Genomic DNA, 19,857 nt, shown 5'->3' on the forward strand with positions numbered 1-19,857 from the left:
CAGTCGAAGATCATCGAGACAACCCCGCCGCGCAGCGGCCGAACAGGAAACGGCACCCTTGCACGGCGCGACGCCGACGGACGCCCTGCGCCCGGACCTGTGGGCCAGCGGGCGTCCGGCCAGGAGAGAGGCAAGAGTGCCTGCGGGTCAGCCTAAAAACGCCGCACCCTCAGGAGCGCGCAGCGCGGGACAGAGTGCGTCCTTTGAAAATTCCGCTCAATTTCCTACGCTCCCGATCGTCACCCGAAGGGCCAAGACTACAGGCTTGGTTCGCGTGAGCGAATAGAGCGGGTTGCCCGAAGGGCAGCGCGATGAAACCGTAACTCGGTCTATCTATGCCGCTTTGAAGCGTTTCGACAGAAAGGCCGGAATTTCGCTCAAGGGCATCTCGGGCGACGAATTGCCGCTGCGAACATACAGCCGCTCATAGCCGACGCCGTTCTTGTCCTTACCGGACACGATGATTGCAGCATCTGACGGACGGACCTCGATCTTGCAGATTTCGACGCCAGCCACCTCGGGAAAGCTGATCTTCAGTTTCCCCGCCGTGAAATTCTGGCCGAAGGCTTGTGCGAACAAATTTCGCAAATGGATCTCGAAACGATCCCGGTCGGCGTCGCCAAGGCAAGCGAAATCCTGCTCCAGCCCCACCGCGTCGCCGCTGTCGGCCACGCCAATCAGCAAGGTGCCCCCATCGAAGCTGTTGCCGAAGGCCGCAATGGTCTTGACGACCACTGCCTCAAGTTCCTTGTTCACCCGGCCTTCGTTCACGTCCCAGCGCAGGGTTTGCTTAAACTCCAGCTCTTCGCTTTCACCCTCGCTGATCATTTCCTCAAGTGTGATGGGCACGTCGCCGACGGCTAGATCGGTAATCGAACTCAGGAATCCATTGAGTTCGGAAGCCAGCATTTCGCGCCGCCTCTCAAGGAAGCGTTCGTAGTTTTCTAGTTTCCACAGTTCGGGATCATCTGGAATGCACTGACGCGCCAGCGAGTCCGGATTCTTGGCAGCGATTTCTGCGAGGTAGTCCTCCGCATTGGTCGCGCTTTTCGTCCGGTTGGCGATCTGCGTCAGAATCGCCCGGTTGGTGATTTCTTGCGCGAGCGCGTATTTGATCCGATTATCGGTTCCGTATCCGGCGGCCTTGAGCTTCGAGAACGGGAAAATATGATCGTTCTCCAGCGCGTATTTCTTGCCCATCGACTGCGAGAGCTTGATGCCGGTCGTGAAGCAGGTCGCGCCTTTGCTTTTGAAATACCAGCGCATCATTGGGTAGAGCGGATGCGAAATCGCTCTTCCGACAAACTCGTCCGGGCTGATTTCCAGCGTCCTCTCGTCCTTGATGATTTGCAACAGATCATCGAACGGCTGGGTTGAATCCTTGACGACCTTGAGATCGCGGTCGAGCTTCTGCGGTAGCTGGCTGACGTAGCGTGTCCGGATTTGCGCGTAATAGAACCACTTGACCAGTTTCTTGATCTGCAAGCCGGTCAGATGCCCGTCCTGCTGGAAGCAGTAGGTAATGATCGGAATCAGCGCGTAGATCGAGTTCACCTCATCGGTGTGGTCGATGAAGGCGTGCGACTGCATGATGTTGGCGACATAATCGAGCGTCTGCGATTCCAGCTTTTTCCAGGCCTCCTGAATCGGCCCGTCATTCTTCTGGTCATGCAGGAAGTGCATGTTCGAGCCGGAGTGATAGAGACAGGCGAGCAGGGCATAGACGATGAAATCGAGCTTGAAGGTGTATCCGCGCTTTTCCAGTTCGGTCAGCTTCGCCTTGAAAATGTCGCGGGCCTGCGGCCAGTATCCGGAAATCTGCGCCAGGGCCAACTCCGCCTCGGTCAAGGAAACGCCGCTGGCGTTCACCTTGTAGAAGATGTCGATGGCCTCGCGTATGCTGGCCTTCACAGGAATGGTCTGTTCGGGGAACTCCCGGTCGAGGATGTTCTCGATCGACTTCACATTGTCGTCGATCAGGTCGTCGCGCTCGCGCGGAACCTCCTCGCCCCTGTCCTCCAGCGAGCGGACAACATCCTTGGCGCGAACCTTGCGTTGAAAAATATCGGTCAGATTTTGCCAGCGCGGGTCATTCTCCATCTTGAGCTTCTTGTAATACTCCAGCTCTCGCGTTTCGACGTTCACATAGAGACCGCGCGTGTCATTGAGGATTTCGGGAGCGGTATAATAGGGCGGCAGGTCTCCGCGAATGAGCATATAGAGCGTCGTCAACCGCTGCTGTCCGTCCAGCAGTATCCTGACCGCCCCCTGCTTCTCGTTGTATTTGTGCGGTCCCTTCAATTCCGGTGGCGTGTTGGTTTCCCAGGTCAGCATGGTGCCGGTCGGATATTCCTTGATCAGCGAATCCACGAGCTGCTTGGCATCGTCGCGCTTCCAGACGTATTCGCGCTGGAACGCCGGGACGAAGAGCTGCTTTTCGTCGATCTTGTCGAGGGCCTGAGATATCTTCACCGGTTAATCCTTTAGTTCCTGTTCCTGCCTCACGCCGCCAATCCGGCGATGCAGCCCTACCCCGACATTTTCGACGAGGCCGCGGGCGTAAAGCGAATTGCTGCGGCCAATTCGGGTCAGCGCATTATTGACGAGCTCTTCCCATTTTTCTTCGCGGGGACGCGACGGAGACCGCTTCCGATCGCCCGGTGTCAGCGCAATCAATTCCGGTATCCGCGCCTTCAACTGCGCATTGGTCCAAATTTGGCCATCACTCATAAGTTGGAGAATAGCGTCCTGAACCTGTGCCTCCGTTGTTCGCAACTGGTCGGTTGCTGGCCCAATCTGGGGACTCAGCGGGAGGTTGCCTTCTTCGACCGGAACGTCGGTGATCGTCAGTGTGCGAGTGGCCGATTCTGAAGCTGGCTCATCGGCCAACGTAATTGGCGTATCTTGCCCATCACCGCCGGCTTCGATCAGGTCTTCCCCAAAGCCGACCGAGCTCCATTCCTTGTATTCGGTGTAGACCGTAGATCGCCGACCTGCCGCTCTGGGCTTGATGTCCATCGAGTCAAGGAGCGTGCACAGTTCGTCGAGGACAGCTTGGCTTTCGCGCACAAAGCGCGAGGCAAAACAGCGCCAGAAGCGCCACCCGGCGCGTTCGAGTGTTCGCTGGCGCTGCATATCCGCAGGCCATTGTTCCGGTCCGTGGTAGCGGTCACCGTCACATTCGATGGCGAGCCGACGATCATCATCGCCTTCGACCACTATGTCGATGCGATGCTGACCGACCCGTACCTGAGTATCAAGAGTATATCCCCGGTCATGCAAGGCATCGAAAATCTCGCGCTCGAAGTCAGATTCACAGCGCAGCCGGGCATCTGCCGCTTCGTCGGTGTCGTTCGGGAAAGGCGAGCGGAAATGCTCGAGCAAGGCACGGCGAAGTTTATCGGCGGGACTAAGCTGCTCAAGCTCGATCGATCGAACAAGAATCATCCTTTCGCGCGCACGGGACGCTGCCACGTTGAAGCGTTGCTCGAAGGCCAGCCCACTCAACGCCGATGCATTGCCGGGCGTTGCGACCATCGAAAGGAACATGATGTCCCGTTCGTCGCCCTGGAAGGTCGCAGGGTCGCCGACCCGCACCCGATATTTTTCGATGAAGGGTATGCCGAGATCGTTCTCGATCCGGCTATAGATCAACGCTGCTTGGTCGGTTCCCAACAGCGTCGTCACACCAATGCTCCGCCCGTCAAATGATGGATCGTCGGCGATACACCGCAATTCCTCAATGACGTAATCGGCTTCAGGCGGGTTGGTCTTGCTGCGTCCCTTGCGATAGCCATCAACCACGAGAACATCGGACAGAACAGGATCGAGGCGCTCCGAAGCTTTGGAAAGACGCAACGGGCAAAGCTCGTTGCGGTAGAATTGGCGCTTCGAAAATTCAATGATCGGCGCAGCGCATCGGAAATGCTCGCGCAACATGAAACGATCAGCCCCAAAGATGACGCTCGCCAGGTCATACAGCGAGCTTTCCTGACGCATCGGTTCGATGAACAGCGGCACCTGCATTGAAAGGAAGCGCGTCGCCAGCGCATTCGACTGTTCCATGTTCAGGCCGACATTGTCCGGGCTGACCTGCTTGTCGTCTCCAACAACGAGTATCTGCTTTGCCCGGAACAATGCAGGAAGCGCTGACAGCGTCGATTGCGACGCCTCATCAACAATCACCAGATCGAAGATGCCGAGTTCGGCCGGAAGGGACTCCGAGACGCGGCTATGGGGCATGATCCAGCAAGGCAATGCGCTCTTGACGGCATCTGCCGCGTTGCGCGCCGTTTTACGATGACGATTTGCGCTCTTGCCGGTTCCGCGCCCGATCTTGCCCACCGCAACTGCATAAGCGGCCAACGCTTGCATGACGCTGGGCGAAGCTTTTTCCTTCAGCGCCCGCCATGTCCGCTGTTCAATCGTGCGAATGTAAGTCTTTGAAAGGTCGGCCTCGGCCTGCTCTCGCTGCTTGTGGAGTTGCCGCAATCGTGCCGATTGGTTCGATTCCTCAAGCCAGCGGTCAAGTCGGCGCAACCGCCAGCGTTGCCGCCAATCGCCGGGACACAATAGGTCGACAGCGCCCGCCGGCGTCGACAAAAGCTGCGCTGCCCATAGTGGAGCGCCGCTATCCTTGATCTGGCCCGATATGGTGCGAATCGTCTCCCAATGCTGTTGCAACCCATGCAAATGGGCGATCCTTGCGGAACTGCGCGAGACTTCCGCCGCCAACACCTGCCGGGTCAAAACCTGTTCGCCTATACGTGCGGCCAAGGTGCGGACATCTTCATGAATGGCTGTATCGCCTCGACCAACGGATTGAAGCAGCGATTTACGCATCGACCGAGCTGTCTGGAGCCCGGCCAGTTCGAGGTGAACGTGAAGGCAGTCGAGGACGTCAGCGGGATCTGAGTGTTGATCGATCGGTCCACGCCAACGCGGCATCAAAGTCCGAACCTCGTGGGTCAGGCGCTCGGCATCGGTGATGAGCACCGAGAGCGCATCTAGGCGGTCTAGCAGCTTCAAGGCATCGCGCCCCGCCGCCGTGCCAGTCGCCGTGATCGCAGGCAAACCCGTCCCGGAGCAAGCGTGGTTCCAACTCTGCACAAAGCTGTGCGCTCGATCAGTCGCATCAATGAAGCGGGCGATGGCTTGCCAATCGCTGGCCAGCGATGGAGCCTTACCTTTGAGCCTGACTGCCGCGATATGGATTTTTGTCGTGCGGGCGAACAGACCGGCAAGCGCACCCAAACCTGTCCCGCCTTCAGCCAGATCGGTCACGCTTGTCCTGAAACGCGGATCATCAAGACAATTGTCAGACAGCACGACAGGTCGGGTCAGAAAGAAGCGCTGATCCTCCTCCAACGCACTGGCTTCATCGCGGAGCTGAAGCAAGGCTTCGCGTATGGGAGCACCTGCCGGGTCCATGAGGTCCACAAGGGCCGAGTCGAGCGGACTTGAAGACCTGTCGAGGTCGAGACGACGCTGATTCCACGCAGAAAGCTGCTTTTCGGTGGACTCCGCTAAAGCGATTGTTTGTGACTGTGTGTCCCGCAGCCGCCAAACCCCGCCATCGGCAATCGTCTGCTCAATGCTCGCCGCCTTTTGCAAGCTGTCATGTGCTGCAAGAATGGCATCGACATCGGCCAACAAGTCGAGCGGGGGAAGCGTCTTGCCAAGATAGCAGAGGTCATCGCCAACGGCTTGGCGCGCAGCGCGCAATGAGGCGACATCTTCATCGTTGAAACGGGGTTCAAAATCGCTCGCCGGGCCTATGGCATCCGGCAACCATGTCGCATTCTCCCCCGCAGCCAAAACTTCGCGCGCGGCTTCGAGCGGTTCAATCCTTTGCCCGTCCATTTCCAGTTTGGAGAGCGCCGCACGACCGATTTGTTCGGTTTCGCGATCATTCGCGGCGAGCTGGCGATGCAGACCGTCGATCTTGGCCTCAAGGCTCGCGATCTCCGCGTCGAGCTCTGATTTACGCAGATGCTGAAGCCGCTCGGAGATGAGATCAACCGATCCGCGAAACTGGCGAAGGCCCTCGCGGTCGCTATCCAGCAGGCTCACGGCCAGCGGGCGGATTTGCGCAGGAAGCTGGTCCTGTAGCACCCGAAGCGCGGGCGACTTCTGTGATGTCACCAGCACCCGCCGCCCGGTTGCCAGATAGTGGCTGATGATATTGGCAATGGTGTGGGTCTTGCCGGTTCCCGGCGGCCCTTGCACGACAACGCCATCTCGCACTGCGAGGCGCTGCGCGATCTGGACCTGTTCGGCATTGAAAGGCTTCGGGAAGAACAGCTCTTCGCCTGACCCGTCAGAAGAAGTGGCGCCGGGGATGCTATTGATCCCCCGAAATGTCGGGAAATCCTCATTCTGCAACTCGCGGGACGGGTTAGTGAACAGCGCGGCGATGGCGGGCGGGATATCAATCTTGCCTTCGCTGCTTTCCAGCAAATCGCGAAACGCGAGCAAGTCGGCCATCAACTGAGTGGCGCGCCGCTCTCGCTGAAGGAAAGCGAAACCGTCGGTGATGCGCAGTTCCCCGCCGGGCACCGGAAGCGGAAGCGAACTCCCATCTTCGCCACGGGCATATTGCGCACCGGGGTCGAGCAAGGCAGCTGCATTTTGCAGAATCGGCTCGAAGGTTGAACGAACGAATGGAGAGAGAGAATCGTCGTCGAGTTCCTCGATGTGGCGCATCGCCTGCCTGCGCCACACATCCACCTGAACGAGCCCAAGGGCATCGAGAGGGTCCGCTTCCACACCGGGGCGGGCCTCGGCCCTCGGAATGAGCGAAATAACGTGGCTGACTGATTCGAGTTCTATGTCCAGCGGGATTGTCAGAAGCGGATAAAGCAGCCGCTTGCCCGAGCGGAACAAACCCGCATAGCCAAGACCACAGACCAGTTCCTGCGGAATGCCATCGGGCGCGGCAAGCGCCTGACGCAATGCGAACAGCGCGCTATAAAAACCTATCGTCTTGCGGCGCGGAACTTCAATCTCGGCCCATTCGGCCCAAGGTCCTGCGATGTATGCCGCAAGGCCGTCGCGCAGCGCATCGGCTTCGGCATAGTCGTCGAGATCAAGTCCGGCAGCTTCATCGTCCAAGACGATTTCTGCGGCCTTGCATTCGGCAGCCGACAGCCGTTCGCGCAGTCGAGGTTCACGGGCGGGGTCGTCGGACAGTACCAACCACGCCTTCAAAAGCTGGCCCGCCGGTTCTGGCGGCGGTTTTCGGTTGAGGCGTTCAACCGTCAGGAATGCAACGTCCTCACCCGATGCCCGGTTGAACGCAATGCCGGGCAATGCCGCCAATTCATCATGCGTGCGGTGGAGCGCGCGGTGATCGGCAACATCGGTGACGAGCTTAAGTTTGTCCTTCTCGACCGCAATGACATAGTCGATCAGATCGAGCATCCGTGAAAGGACAAGTGGATCGGCCGCATCGACCGTTTGGGAAGGTGCAGCGGACATCGAACTCCGATCAATCTTTGCAGCCGGTTCTGCCTCTTCGGGCGTCGGCGCGACCTCTTCAGCAATCGGGATCACCTGGGCGCGATCTTCAGGTTCCGGCTCTGGCTCGATTTCCAGCTTGGCTCTGAGCGCATCAAGTCTGTTGCGGCGAGGATTGCGGGTCGGCGAATGGTCAGCGCCCAGCGCCGATGTTTCAGGCAATGCAGAAGGCGCAACCGGTTGGAGCGAAAGCTGAAGCTCAAGGCCGTCGAGAATGGATGTGATCTTTGCACGGAGGCGATGGGCACGATCGGTATCGCGATGGTGCAGCTCGGCGGCAATGATTTCCAGCCGCTGCCGGTCAAGACGATGCTGCTCGACCAGCTGTTCAAGCTGGGCAATCGAATCCTGAAAATGCGGCCGCCCACCACTCATGCCGCAAACCGCCCGTCGGCGAGTTTGCGGGCCTGCCCGATGGCTGCCAGAGCATCCAGCACCGGGGTAACGCCCTTGGCGTTGGTGCCTTTGATGGCGCGGGCGATTTCGTTGGGGTGTTGCGGGGTCTGCGAAGCGGCGAGGATTGCGGCGACGGTGCTGACTTGCTCCGCCAGAGTTTTTGGCCAGGGGATGATTGTCGCGGGCGCGGCGGCGGGGGTGTCGCCAAGGTCGAGGGTAGCGTTGACTTGGGGGGCCGCGGCACCGGGCGACTGGAACTCGGGGCGGAGCCAGCGGATTTGGCCTTTGGCCTCCTCGGCGGCGCGAACCTTGTTCAGCGCCACGAGGCGGGTGAGAATGTCTTCGTCAGAGAGATCGGCAGGCCAGCCATAGGCTTCGGCGACGGCGCTATCTATGGCGTCGTGATGCTGGCGGATCAGCGTCACCAGCCCGCGATCATGCACGTCGCGCTCCTTGTCAGTCAGCGCACGGCCTGCTTTTAGCGCCTCCAGCACATTGTAGAGGCCGGTCAGGGTCAGATCGTCATGCGCGGTCAGCACCTGCTTACGCAGCGCGTCGAGCGCCTCGGCCTCGGCGCGGATGCGGGCTTTGAGCGGTTCGGGGACATCTGCCGGGAAGGGAAATGGATCAAAGCAGCGGCTTTTCACATAGACCGGATCGTCGCCCATCCCGAGCCGCCCACCGCTTTCAATGGCCCAAGGGACGTGGAAGCGACTGGACAGAACACCAAGAAAATAGGCGTCGTCCAAGGCGATGCAGGCCAACTTGTTATCCGGCAAGATCGACATGGGCAGGAACTGGAAGACACGATGCTTGGCGGTTTCGATGGTGGCGATGTATCGCGTTACACCTGCCAGTGCGCGGCGCAGTTCGGAGCGGGGTTCGCCGAACAGCCACCAATTGTCACGATAGCTGGCGCGGTTGTTCTGCTCGCGGTGCGGCTTAACCGTAGTCGCAACATGCTGATAGACCGCCGGATAGCGATCCCGCATTTGCGCTTCGCTCAAGCCGTAAAGGTCAATCACCTTCACCCCACGCGGATGCGAGGCAAGATCGCGACCGTTGCGATAATCGAAGATCACCGCTTCATTCCCGTCTGTGCCGGTGCGAATGTAGGCTGGTTGCGGGCCAGTGATTTGAACCTGCGAAAGCGCGTCCGCCTGCTCGGGCGTGACGATGAAGCCGTCGCCATGAAGTTTGACACCCGGCGAGCAAAGGCCCTCGTTCGCATTCAACGCCATTGTCGATGTCACGTCCGCGCCAATGCGAAGATCGGGGCCGATCAGGCCGATGTTGATACCGAACGTGACAGTCTGCGGTGCATCGCTTTCATCCAAAACAGTTTGCATCATGCCGGACTCGCGGCCTGACCTTGCTTGCGGTTCCGCCACAGTCATGGCGATACGCACCGCTGCACCGTCCTTCTCGTCCACCCAAGGGTGATTGGGGATGGCGAAGCGCAGGCTGACACCAGCTTTTGCGTCAAGATGCCTGGCGATCACCCGGCGACTGAATACTTGCGTGATGCTGTTAGTGGTGACGAAGCCGAAACGGCGGGTCTTTTCCTTGCGCGTGGCAAGCGCCGCCTTGTCCCACCAGTGCATGACAAAATCGGCGGATTCGGGAACATCGGTGGTCTTGAACAGGGCATCGAAATATCCGTCGCCCAAGCGTTCGCGCACATCCTTGCCGCCTATGAAGGGCGGATTGCCGACGATAAAGGTGGCCTTGGGCCATTTCGCCGCCTTGGGCGCGACATACCGCTCGACCTCCACCCGCGCATCCTCATCGGGAACCTTCTTGCCGGTGACAGGATGCAGCTTCATCGTCTCGCCGTCCCAGCGGGTGAGCGGCTTGCCATGCTCGTCCCGCTCCAGCACCTTCTTGTCCCAAGTGATCAAGGCATCACGGTTCTCGATGGTCTTCACGTCGCGCAGCACAGGTTCGGGCGGCACTTTGCCTTCGCCGTTCACCCTGAAATGCCATTGCAGATAGCCGATCCACAGCACGAGTTGGGCAATCGCCGCCGCGCGCGGGTTAATCTCTATACCGAGGAAGTTTTCGGGCGTGATGGTGTGACCGCTCAGCTCCGCAACGGTCTGCTTTTCGCCTTCAGGCGCGAGTTCGGCGAGCCGCCCGATCACTTCGCCCTCCAGCTCCTTCATCCGCGCGAGCGCAACATAGAGGAAGTTGCCGGTGCCGCAGGCGGGATCGAGCACTTTGGTCTGCGCGAGTTGCGCGTGGAACTTCTCGATGACAGCGTGCGCCTCATCCGCCTTGCCCGCCTCGATTAACTGGCCAGCGGCGGCCTGCACCCCCGCCCAGTCGGCGCGCAGGGGCTCCATGATCGTGGGCATGACCAGCCGTTCCACATAGGCGCGCGGCGTATAATGCGCGCCGAGCTTGGCGCGTTCCTTGCCGTCAAGCGCGCGTTCAAGCAGGGTGCCGAAGATCGCGGGTTCGACATGGTTCCACTTGTGCGTCGCCGCCTCGATCAACAGGCCGATCTCGTCGGCATTGAGTGCAATCGCAGTGGTATCCTTGAACAGATAGCCGTTGAAACGCAGCACGGTTTCACCAGCCTCGCCAAGAACGCCTGCCAGTCCGCCCTTGTCCATCGCGTGCCACAGCGATGACAGGTTCGGCGCGAAATTCTCCGGGCGCTTCTGCATCCGGGTGAGGAAGTTCGTGAAGCTGCCTTCGGGGATGAGCTGCACATCCTCGGCAAACATCGTGAACAGGCAGCGCATCAGAAAATCGGCAACGCGGGTGGGGTTCTGCTCGCGCTTTTCGAGCCGCTTGGACAGTTCGGCGAGATGCCCCGCAATCTCGCGGGTGACGCGCGCGGCTTCCTTCGATGGATCGAGGCTGAGCGGGTCGGTCCAGATTGTGGAAAGACGGGCGCGGACATCTTCGCTCCGCAGATCGTCCAGCGCGATGCGGAAGCGGGCGGCATCGGGGAACTGGGTGTATTGCTTCCCCGTCCCGCTGAAATCGGCATAGACGTCGATGCAGTGGCCAACGTCGGTGACAAGCAGAAAGGGAGGCCAGCCGTGGTCGATCGGCAGCGCCTTGGCATAGCGTTCAGCTTGGCCGCGTGCTTCGACCATCGCTTTCGACCAGGTGGGTGTGCCGCGTTTCGCCGTGCCGCGCTTGAAGCGGGCGGCGGCGGTCTGGCCGAAAATATCAAGGTCTGCTTCGCCCTGTTCGGCGGCCTTGCGGTCTGCATCGCTACCCTGTTTGGCTTCGAGCACGAAGCAATGGCGCTTGTAGGCGTCTATTCGCCCAAAGCTCTCAGTGCCATCGGCTTCCTTCTGGAACACCCGACGCTCAAACACATAGTCATTGTGGGTATCGTCGGTGCGGCTGCCCTTTGGCGGATCAACACCGATCAGCGCGCACAGGCCGTTGACGAAACTCTGCGTGTTCGCCAGCTCGGAGCCGCCGGTCAGCGCCCATTCGGCAATGAAGGATTCGAGTTTGTTGTTATCTGACACGGAATGTCTTTAGCCGTCGAAGGCCAATACTCGCAATCGACAAACGCGGTGGCAGTTTCATTTGGAATCAACATCCTCGTCAACTGCTAGCCGATACCGCGCATAGCGTCGCTCGCCAGTGCGGATCAGCGCGCCTTTCTCGACAAGATCGCCCAAATCGCGGGTCGCCGTGGCAAGCGCAGCCCCTGTGATCGTCCGGTAATTCCCAGCGCTCAACCCGCCCTCAAACCCGTCCGGCCCTTCGCGGAACAAGCGCAACAACGCCTTTTCCTGCCGTTCGTTGATTTGTCCGCGCAAGCGATCGAGCAGACGGGTCTTGTCGATCAGGAAGCGGATGCGGGCGATCGTCCGCGCCTGCGCCTCGATCACAATATCGGCAAACCATGTCAGCCAGGCATCAATATCGTTGCTCTGGCTGCCAAGCTGGAGCGCGGCGTAATAGGCTTTGCGGTGGCGATTGATCGTCTCCGCAAGCGCCGTCAGGGTTGGGGCTGCAAGGTTCTGCGCCAATGCCTTTTCCGCAATCGCCCGCCCGATCCGGCCATTACCATCCTCAAAAGGATGGATGCTCTCGAACCACAAGTGCGAGATTGCGGCACGGGTGATCGCCGGAAGCGGGTTCGCTGACGCCGGTGCGCTATCATTGAACCACGCGATGAAGCGGGTCATTTCCATCGTAACGGTCTCGGACGGCGGTGCCTCGAAATGGACGCGCGGCGCATGGAGCGCGCCCGAAACGATCTGCATGGCGTCCTCATGCGTCCGGTAGCGCCCGACATCGGCAATGTCGCGGCGTCCGTTCATCAACATCGCGTGCCACGCAAACAGAGTCTGGTCGTCGAGAGGTGCTGCATGGTTGCGATAAACATCTGCCATGAGTTCCGCAGCCCCGGCCTCTGCCGCACTGGCGCGGCGCGAATCCGTGGCAAAGCCCAGATGCCGTGCGAGCGACGACTGGACGCTAGCACGGTCGAGGATTTCGCCCTCGATGGCAGAGCTATCGACCACTTCTTGCGATATGAGTTCGATGGTCAGGCCGCCGCGCTCGTCGGCGTCAAGATGGTGCAGTGCGCCAATGACGACGCCTGAACCTTTCAGGAATTGCTCTTCGGACGCACGGATGCGGTCCGCGTCGAAGCGGAAATCAGGCCAGTCGGGAAGTTGCCAATTCCAGCGCATGATGGATAAGGCGCCTTTCTATCAATCACGATATAGCATGAAAATGATTGATAAAGCGATAGCCAATCAATCATCAGGGAGATGACGCTGCGCGGTGCTGTTTGCGGCGATGGCCGAATCCCGTCCGGGATTCCTGCGGCCACCATGACAATGCCGTTCGATTGTCATTTCGCGGAAGCGGGGCGCGGCCTGCACGGGCCGCCATACCCCGCTCGGGCATGACCCCGCCACCGTTCGGCGGCGTAAAGGGATCATGCCGAAGGGGCTGGTGCGGACGGGGGGACTTGAACCCCCAAGGGCAATGCCCGACGGATTTTCTTACCCGCTACGGTTTTCACCGCCGCCCGCCACCCTTGATCGGGCTGGGGCGTTTGGAGTCTGGACTATCCCTTCACCGTGCCACGGCAAGCCGTGGGTTAGGTGCTGCCCGTCTAGTCTCTACACCTTCCGTAGCGCTTTCGCGCTGCGGCTTGGCTCGGGATTGCCAGTTGAGAGGTTTCCCCGAATTTGAGCAGTTCTGCATCGCAGGTTTCCCCGCGAGCACTCAAGTTTGGTCTAAGTCCGTTGCGTCTACCGATTTCGCCACGTCCGCATTTCCGAGGCCACCTATAGAGGGGCGATGAATCTTAGCCAAGTGAGATAATGGTCAGCCATCGTCGCCCGATGTTGATTTTCTCGATGGCTTTGGCCGCGCCTTGCGAACATTGACTGCCGAAGCGTCAATAGTGTTTGTTAAATGGCGGGCGTAATGTTTCTCGATCATCTCGACGCTAGTGCGGCAATTCTTGGCAACCTGATAGATGTCGGCTCCTTCGAGCAAACGAAGACAGATGTAAGTATGCCGCAGACTGTAGCAGGTGCGGACATGACCATCGCGGTCGAACTTCAGGTTCAGTTCGTCGAGCAGCGTATTCATCAGATCGCGGGGCGTCTTCCCGAAAATCCGATCGGTTGGCTTGAGTCCCTTCCGCTTGGAAATGCGCTCGAAAGGCAGGATCGCACCGGGCATCGACTTGCAAAAGCCGACGCCGCGCTTGCCGCGCACCTCGATTTCCAGGATGCGCTCGCCGGTCGATTCGTCCTTCACAATCTTGACATCGCGCAGCTCAAGTCGCGCGGACTCATCGGGGCGAAGCCCGGTGTTGCCCATGAACAGAACATAGTCGTGAAAATTCTCGCAGACCTCGCGCCAGCGCGGTTTGGGAGGGTTCTTCGTCCGCTCGCGCGTCGCCTCGTAGAGCATCTTGTATTCTTCGGGCGAAAACCAGGCGCGATGTTCGAGCTTGCCGGACGTCTTGTAGGGTGCAGACATATCCGGGAGCGCAGCGATCCAGCCTTTGCGATTGGCGGTTTTCAAGACCTGTCGCAGCGTTACGATTTCGTGATGCAAGGTGGAGCGAGCGGGCTTCTTCGGTTTGCCGGTCTTGGGATCGATTCGCGACGTCTGGCGATGAACCCGATACTCCTGGACCTTGCCGGCCGTAATGTCTTGAACCGGGGTGTCGCCAAAGAACGGATTCAGGTGAAGGCGGATGATCTCGGACTTCGACTCGACATAGTCTGCATTGCGCTCGCCGAGCGTGATAACCTCGAACTCGTCCGTGAACGCTTTGGCAGCGTCAGCAAAACTTGGACCGCTCGCCGCTTGGCGACGGCGGCCATCGAAGGGCGGGCCGGGTTCGGCAGGGAGAGGCTGAACGGGGTCGTTTAGCAATGACACGCCACCGCGACGGCGCTGGCGATCTTCGACGCACCGCTCCATATACCAGTCGCGCGCGAAATCCTTGGCGGCGGCGAGGCTCTCTTCCTTCGTCGTCTGCCTGTAGTTGCGACTGCCAAGGTAGGTCGCGCACTGCCAGAATCGGCTGTTCTCACGCTTGTAAACGTGAAGCGCGCCATCCATCAAAACATGGCTCTCGATTGGCACTGTGAAAACTCCAAAATGTGTAAGACATGTGTAAGTCTTTTTTGGAGTCTCGACCTTACTTAAACCGTTGGTTTTACTTGGTTTTTGGCTTAGAAAAATAGGCTAAAGGCGATTTTAAGTCTGTTGCGTCTACCGGTTTCGCCACGTCCGCACGCACATGCGCATGGCACAGCCCGCCGCGCGATGCCAGACTTCTGTTGAAATTTTGCTGTTTGAAACAGCGAGAGCCTATTTGTTCAGGCGCTCGCGGATTTCCTTGCCCGGCTTGAAATAGGGAACGCGTTTTGCCGGAACATCGACTGCGGAACCAGTACGCGGATTGCGCCCCTTGCGCGGTTGACGCTCACGGGTTGAAAACGCCCCAAAACCGCGAATTTCAACACGGCCACCGTCGGCGAGCCGCTGAATGATCTGGTTGAAAAACAGATCGACGATGCGTTCAACCTCTTCGCCCGTCATGCCGGGATTTTCGGCTTCCAGCTTTTTAACCAGTTCAGATCGGATCATGGCCCATGCCTCCACCGTTGACCGGCCCCAAACGGACTCGGTTTTGCCCCTCGACATCGCAGATGGTGACAGAAAAGCCTCACGCTTACAATGGCATTATGTCGATTTGTAAAATCGAACCGCCACAAAAAAGGGGCCGTTCCATAACGGAACAGCCCCTTTCTATAACCTTTGTTAGGATTACTTCTTGGCGCCCTTCAAGGCTTCGCCAAGAATGTCGCCGAGCGAAGCGCCCGAGTCTGAAGAACCATATTGTTCGACGGCCTGCTTTTCTTCGGCAAGCTGCAGCGCCTTGATCGAGAAGTTCGGCTTCTTCGAACGGTCGAAACCGGTGATCATGGCGTCGAACTTCTGGCCAACCTGGAAGCGGTCGGGGCGCTGCTCGTCACGGTCACGGCCAAGGTCGGCACGCTTGATGAAGCCAGTTGCACCATCTTCGCCGGCCTGGACTTCAAGGCCGCCATCGCGGACTTCAAGAACGGTGACGGTGACAGTTGCACCCTTTTTCAGGCCGCTCGACGAAACGGCACCACCAGCGGTCGGGGCACCCTTTTCAAGCTGCTTGATACCGAGGCTGATGCGTTCCTTTTCATGGTCAACGTCGAGAACGATGGCCTTGACCATCTCACCCTTGCGGTGGAGGTGCAGCGCATCTTCGCCCGAAATGCCCCAGGCGATATCCGACATGTGGACCATGCCATCGACGTCGCCATCCAGACCGATGAACAGACCGAATTCGGTCGCATTCTTGACTTCGCCTTCGACGGTCGAACCAACCGGGTGCTTTTCTGCAAACGCTTCCCAAGGGTTGGACTGGGCCTGCTTGAGACCGAGGCTGATGCGGCGCTTTTCGAGATCGACATCAAGAACGATAACATCGACTTCCTGGCTGGTCGAAACGATCTTGCCGGGATGGACGTTCTTCTTCGTCCAGGACATTTCCGAAACATGGACCAGGCCTTCGATGCCGGGCTCGAGTTCGATGAATGCACCATATTCGGTGATGTTGGTGACAGCACCATGCAGGCGCGCACCGACCGGATATTTCGCAACGGCACCTTCCCAGGGATCCGATTCCAGCTGCTTCATGCCAAGGCTGATGCGCTGGGTGTCGCGGTTGATGCGGACGATCTGCACCTTCACCGTGTCGCCGATGTTGATCATTTCCGACGGGTGGTTGATGCGCTTGTAGCTGATGTCGGTGACGTGCAGCAGGCCATCGATGCCGCCCAGGTCGACGAACGCACCATAATCGGTGATGTTCTTGACGACGCCTTCGATGATCTGGCCTTCAGCGAGATTCAAGATCAGGCCCGAACGCTGTTCAGCACGGGTTTCTTCAAGGATGGCGCGACGTGAAACAACAATGTTGCCGCGGCGACGGTCCATCTTCAGGATCTGGAACGGTTGTGCGATATCCATCAGCGGGCCAACATCGCGTACAGGGCGAACGTCAACCTGCGAACCGGGAAGGAATGCAACGGCACCACCAAGGTCAACAGTGAAGCCACCCTTGACGCGGCCAAATATGACGCCATCGACGCGGTTGCCAGCGGCGAATTCGCCTTCGAGCTTGTCCCAAGCGGCTTCGCGGCGCGCGCGGTCGCGCGACAGCACGGCTTCACCGTTCAGGTTTTCGACGCGGTCGACATAGACTTCGACTTCGTCGCCGACATTGAGGTCGGCTTTCTGGCCGGGCATCGAAAATTCGCGCAGGGCCACACGGCCTTCGCTCTTCAGGCCAACGTCGATCATCGCGAAGTCGTTTTCGATTGCGGTGACAGTGCCTTTTACGACGCGGCCTTCAAAGCCACCTTCTGCACCACCAAGTGATTCGTTGAGCAACGCTTCGAAATCGTTGCGGGTAGGGTTTGGCGAACTTGCCATGGTTAGAGTTCCTTGTTCACATTTTATCCGGCCAATCGGTTGGTTCCGATGGTCTTTGACCAGACTGCCCTTGAAGCCCCATGCTGCAAAGGCATTCTCCAGATTTTTGCTTTGATTTCAGCGACCTGATAGATTGCAGTACAAACAGAACGATGCGGTACAAGCTATGCCCGAAGGCGTCTTGCCGCATGCCCGATTAATAGTGCTAGCTTGGCCGACCTCTATTTGGGTCGATTCTCTATCTTCGCGTCCACCAGCGCAATCGCCCTTTGAACGGCCGCGCCTATAGTCAAATTGCCGGTATCTAGCAAGTGCGCGTCTTCTGCAGGTTTCAGCGGGGCATTAGCGCGTTCGGTATCGCGTTTGTCGCGGGCACGGATGTCTGCAAGGATGGTTTCGTAATCGACAGTAGCGCCGCGGGCCTGCATTTCCTTGAACCGGCGTTCGGCACGAATTTCGGCGGAAGCAGTCACGAACAGTTTTACATCAGCTTGGGGTGCGATAACGGTACCGATATCACGCCCGTCAAGTACCGCCCCAGCAGGCTGATTGGCAAAATCAACCTGACGTTTGTTGAGTGCTGCGCGCACCTCCGGATGGACCGATACGCGGCTGGCAAGACCGCCGGTCGCTTCGTCGCGCAGCGCAGGGTCGTCGAGAAGACTGTCAGGGAAAGTGCAAGCTGCCACAGCCTCGACGGAGTTGTCCGCATTGGCACCATTCAGCGCGACCTGTCGTCCAACCGCGCGATAGAGCAAACCCGTATCGAGCCAGGGCAGGCCATAATGCTTGGCGAGCGCCTTGGAAATTGTACCCTTGCCCGATGCTGTCGGGCCATCGACTGCGATAATCATCGCGGCGCTTTAACGCCGCTGCTAGAAATCGGCCATTAATTTATCTGATAAGCGTCGATCCGCGCGTCGAGCAATTGGTTGTTCGTATCGAACAGCAATTTGATCCAGCCGCCACTGTCGAATGCCCCGCCACAAGAAGCGATTCCCTCACCTTCTCCGGCTTCGCCGGGTTCGAGGCAATCGATTTCAATTTCGGGTAGAAAGGCGCGGACGCGCGCCAGCACTGCATCGCGCGAACGCTCAGTCCCAATGTTGAGGGCGGTCAGCGATGTCGCGCCTGCCCGCTTCGCAGAAATACTCTTGATTGCGATCTTGTTGCCCACCAGCACATGCTCAACCCCGGCAGAATCCTCCCAGGTGCAAAGAATCATGTCATCGTCGCATTCGCCGCTATTGGTAGGGCGACCGATGGATTTTGCTTTGGTGGGGACGTTCATTGCAAAGCGCGAAAAGCTGGCATCGGCGCGCTTGAAAGGATCGGCGATATTTTTGCTCTGGGCCGCGACTGGGCAAAGAACAACCATTAGGCTGACAAAGCCGACAAAAGATCGAGTCCGGAGCATTTAGACTACCCTTAAAAGACAATGTTGCGCGACTCTCACATTGAGCCGTCATCGGGGTCAATCAAAACGATGGCCTAGTACGTAGCGCCAGCCAGCGCTAAACGTCACCTGCGCAGGCTTTGCAGCATCACCTCAAAGGTTGGAAAACTCGTCGCTATCGGCGATACATCGTCGACCATAATGCCCGCACGGGCGTTTTGACCCGCTACGGCGAAGCTCATTGCGATACGGTGGTCGAGTGCGCTGGCAATGGTCGCGCCCCCCGCAAATGGTTCGCCGCCGCTGCCGTCGAGGATGAGCCCGTCTTCGCGTTCTTCCAGCTTTACGCCGATCATGGTCAATCCAGTCGCCATCAGCGCCAGGCGATCGCTTTCCTTGACACGCAGTTCGTCGAGGCCGCTGGTCGTGGTGCGGCCCTCGGCCATGCTGGCGGCAACAAAGAAGACCGGGAATTCGTCGATCATGCTTGGCGCGACCTCAGGTGGCACTTCAATGCCTTTGAGCGCTGAATGCCGCGCGGTGATATCCGCCACCGGCTCTCCACCGACGACGCGTTCGTTCGAATAGTGGATGTCAGCACCCATCGCCTCGAGCATTTTGAAGATGCCAGTGCGTGTGGGGTTCATGCCAACATGGGTGACGGTGACTTCGCTGCCCGGGGTGATCAGCGCTGCGACAATCGGAAAGGCTGCGGATGAAGGGTCGCCCGGTACTTCAATGTTCTGCGGCTTCAATTCGGCCTCGCCGTGCAGGCGGATATGGCGCACACCTTGCACGTCGGTCTCGACGGTCAGTTCGGCACCAAAGCCTGCCAGCATCCGTTCGCTATGGTCGCGTGTTGGCACTGGCTCGATAACTTCGGTGATCCCCGGCGTGTTCAACCCGGCGAGGAGTATAGCCGATTTCACCTGCGCCGAAGCCACCGGTAGGCGATAGCTGATCGGAACAGCGGGGCAGATGCCGCGCACCATCAACGGTAGGCATCCGCCGGGGGAGGCATTGAATTCCGCTCCGGTCAGCGACATCGGGTCGATCACTCGCTCCATCGGTCGCTTGGAAAGGCTGGCATCACCGATGAAGGTTGCGCTGATCGCGTGGCTAGCGACCAGCCCCATCAACAGCCTCGTCGAGGTGCCGCTATTACCCATATCGAGTGCAGTCTGCGGCTGAAGCAGCCCGCCGACACCAACGCCGCTTATGCGCCATTCGCCTTCGCCAGTGCGTTCGATGGCCGCGCCCATCGCGCGCATGGCGGCGGCGGTCGCCAGCACATCCTCACCCTCCAGCAACCCGGATACCCGGCTTTCGCCGACAGCAAGGGCGGAAAGCATCAACGAGCGATGGCTGATGGATTTGTCGCCGGGCACCTTCACTGTGCCGCGAAGTGGGCCGCTTGCGGTAAAGGTGGCAGGACGGGGTTGTGCGCTGTGCATAGGCTGGGTGCTTTGCTTTCAGCCCGCAGACAAGTCAACGCTTACACTAATTTTTGACAGGCGCGCTGCACTGTGGCAAGGGCGGCGCCTGTTTGC

At 59.1% G+C, this 19,857-nt stretch carries 10 protein-coding genes; all 10 read right to left on the bottom strand.

The genetic code is table 11. From position 1 onward, the window contains the following. Positions 1 to 333 precede the first annotated feature (333 nt). Entirely contained in the window at positions 334 to 2,472 is a 2,139-nt protein-coding gene (locus DXH95_RS00005; RefSeq protein ID WP_115547447.1) for a GmrSD restriction endonuclease domain-containing protein, read from the bottom strand. Positions 2,473 to 2,475: 3 nt separating this feature from the next. Next, the gene (locus DXH95_RS00010; protein ID WP_115547448.1) at positions 2,476 to 7,893 is read right to left on the bottom strand and encodes an AAA domain-containing protein; all 5,418 of its coding nucleotides are present in this window, start codon (positions 7,891 to 7,893) and stop codon (positions 2,476 to 2,478) included. Next, positions 7,890 to 11,411: a class I SAM-dependent DNA methyltransferase gene (locus DXH95_RS00015; protein ID WP_115547449.1), complete on the bottom strand. Its 3,522-nt coding sequence runs from the start codon at positions 11,409 to 11,411 to the stop codon at positions 7,890 to 7,892. Before DXH95_RS00015 ends, DXH95_RS00010 begins: the two co-directional genes overlap by 4 nt. Before the next feature lie 57 nt (positions 11,412 to 11,468). After that, a complete protein-coding gene (locus DXH95_RS00020; protein ID WP_115547450.1) occupies positions 11,469 to 12,590 on the bottom strand; it encodes a Fic family protein in 1,122 nt (373 codons plus the stop codon). 646 nt (positions 12,591 to 13,236) lie between these two features. After that, positions 13,237 to 14,493, bottom strand: a complete 1,257-nt coding sequence (locus DXH95_RS00025; RefSeq protein WP_115547451.1) for a tyrosine-type recombinase/integrase — start codon at positions 14,491 to 14,493, stop codon at positions 13,237 to 13,239. Positions 14,494 to 14,745: 252 nt separating this feature from the next. Further along, positions 14,746 to 15,024 (bottom strand): integration host factor subunit beta, encoded by a 279-nt coding sequence (locus DXH95_RS00030; RefSeq protein ID WP_115549295.1) that lies wholly within the window; start codon positions 15,022 to 15,024, stop codon positions 14,746 to 14,748. 180 nt (positions 15,025 to 15,204) lie between these two features. After that, complete coding sequence (rpsA, locus tag DXH95_RS00035) at positions 15,205 to 16,911, bottom strand: 30S ribosomal protein S1 (RefSeq protein WP_115547452.1); 1,707 nt, start codon at positions 16,909 to 16,911, stop codon at positions 15,205 to 15,207. Positions 16,912 to 17,132: 221 nt separating this feature from the next. Continuing rightward, positions 17,133 to 17,765, bottom strand: a complete 633-nt coding sequence (locus DXH95_RS00040; RefSeq protein ID WP_115547453.1) for a (d)CMP kinase — start codon at positions 17,763 to 17,765, stop codon at positions 17,133 to 17,135. Between the two features lie 35 nt (positions 17,766 to 17,800). Next, entirely contained in the window at positions 17,801 to 18,328 is a 528-nt protein-coding gene (locus DXH95_RS00045; RefSeq protein WP_147291642.1) for a hypothetical protein, read from the bottom strand. A 104-nt stretch (positions 18,329 to 18,432) separates the two neighbouring features. Then, positions 18,433 to 19,761: a 3-phosphoshikimate 1-carboxyvinyltransferase gene (gene aroA, locus DXH95_RS00050; RefSeq protein WP_115547455.1), complete on the bottom strand. Its 1,329-nt coding sequence runs from the start codon at positions 19,759 to 19,761 to the stop codon at positions 18,433 to 18,435. Positions 19,762 to 19,857 lie beyond the last annotated feature (96 nt).

The sequence above is a fragment of the Sphingorhabdus pulchriflava genome, assembly GCF_003367235.1.
GTDB classification, from domain to species: domain Bacteria; phylum Pseudomonadota; class Alphaproteobacteria; order Sphingomonadales; family Sphingomonadaceae; genus Sphingorhabdus_B; species Sphingorhabdus_B pulchriflava.

Excerpts from the sequence above, each read along its gene's own strand:
- DXH95_RS00010 (WP_115547448.1), bottom strand. The coding sequence starts at position 7,893 with ATGAGTGGTGGGCGGCCGCATTTTCAGGATTCGATTGCCCAGCTTGAA.
- DXH95_RS00020 (WP_115547450.1), bottom strand. The coding sequence starts at position 12,590 with ATGCGCTGGAATTGGCAACTTCCCGACTGGCCTGATTTCCGCTTCGAC.
- DXH95_RS00025 (WP_115547451.1), bottom strand. The coding sequence starts at position 14,493 with ATGGATGGCGCGCTTCACGTTTACAAGCGTGAGAACAGCCGATTCTGG.
- DXH95_RS00030 (WP_115549295.1), bottom strand. The coding sequence starts at position 15,024 with ATGATCCGATCTGAACTGGTTAAAAAGCTGGAAGCCGAAAATCCCGGC.
- rpsA (WP_115547452.1), bottom strand. The coding sequence starts at position 16,911 with ATGGCAAGTTCGCCAAACCCTACCCGCAACGATTTCGAAGCGTTGCTC.
- DXH95_RS00040 (WP_115547453.1), bottom strand. The coding sequence starts at position 17,765 with ATGATTATCGCAGTCGATGGCCCGACAGCATCGGGCAAGGGTACAATT.
- DXH95_RS00045 (WP_147291642.1), bottom strand. The coding sequence starts at position 18,328 with ATGCTCCGGACTCGATCTTTTGTCGGCTTTGTCAGCCTAATGGTTGTT.
- aroA (WP_115547455.1), bottom strand. The coding sequence starts at position 19,761 with ATGCACAGCGCACAACCCCGTCCTGCCACCTTTACCGCAAGCGGCCCA.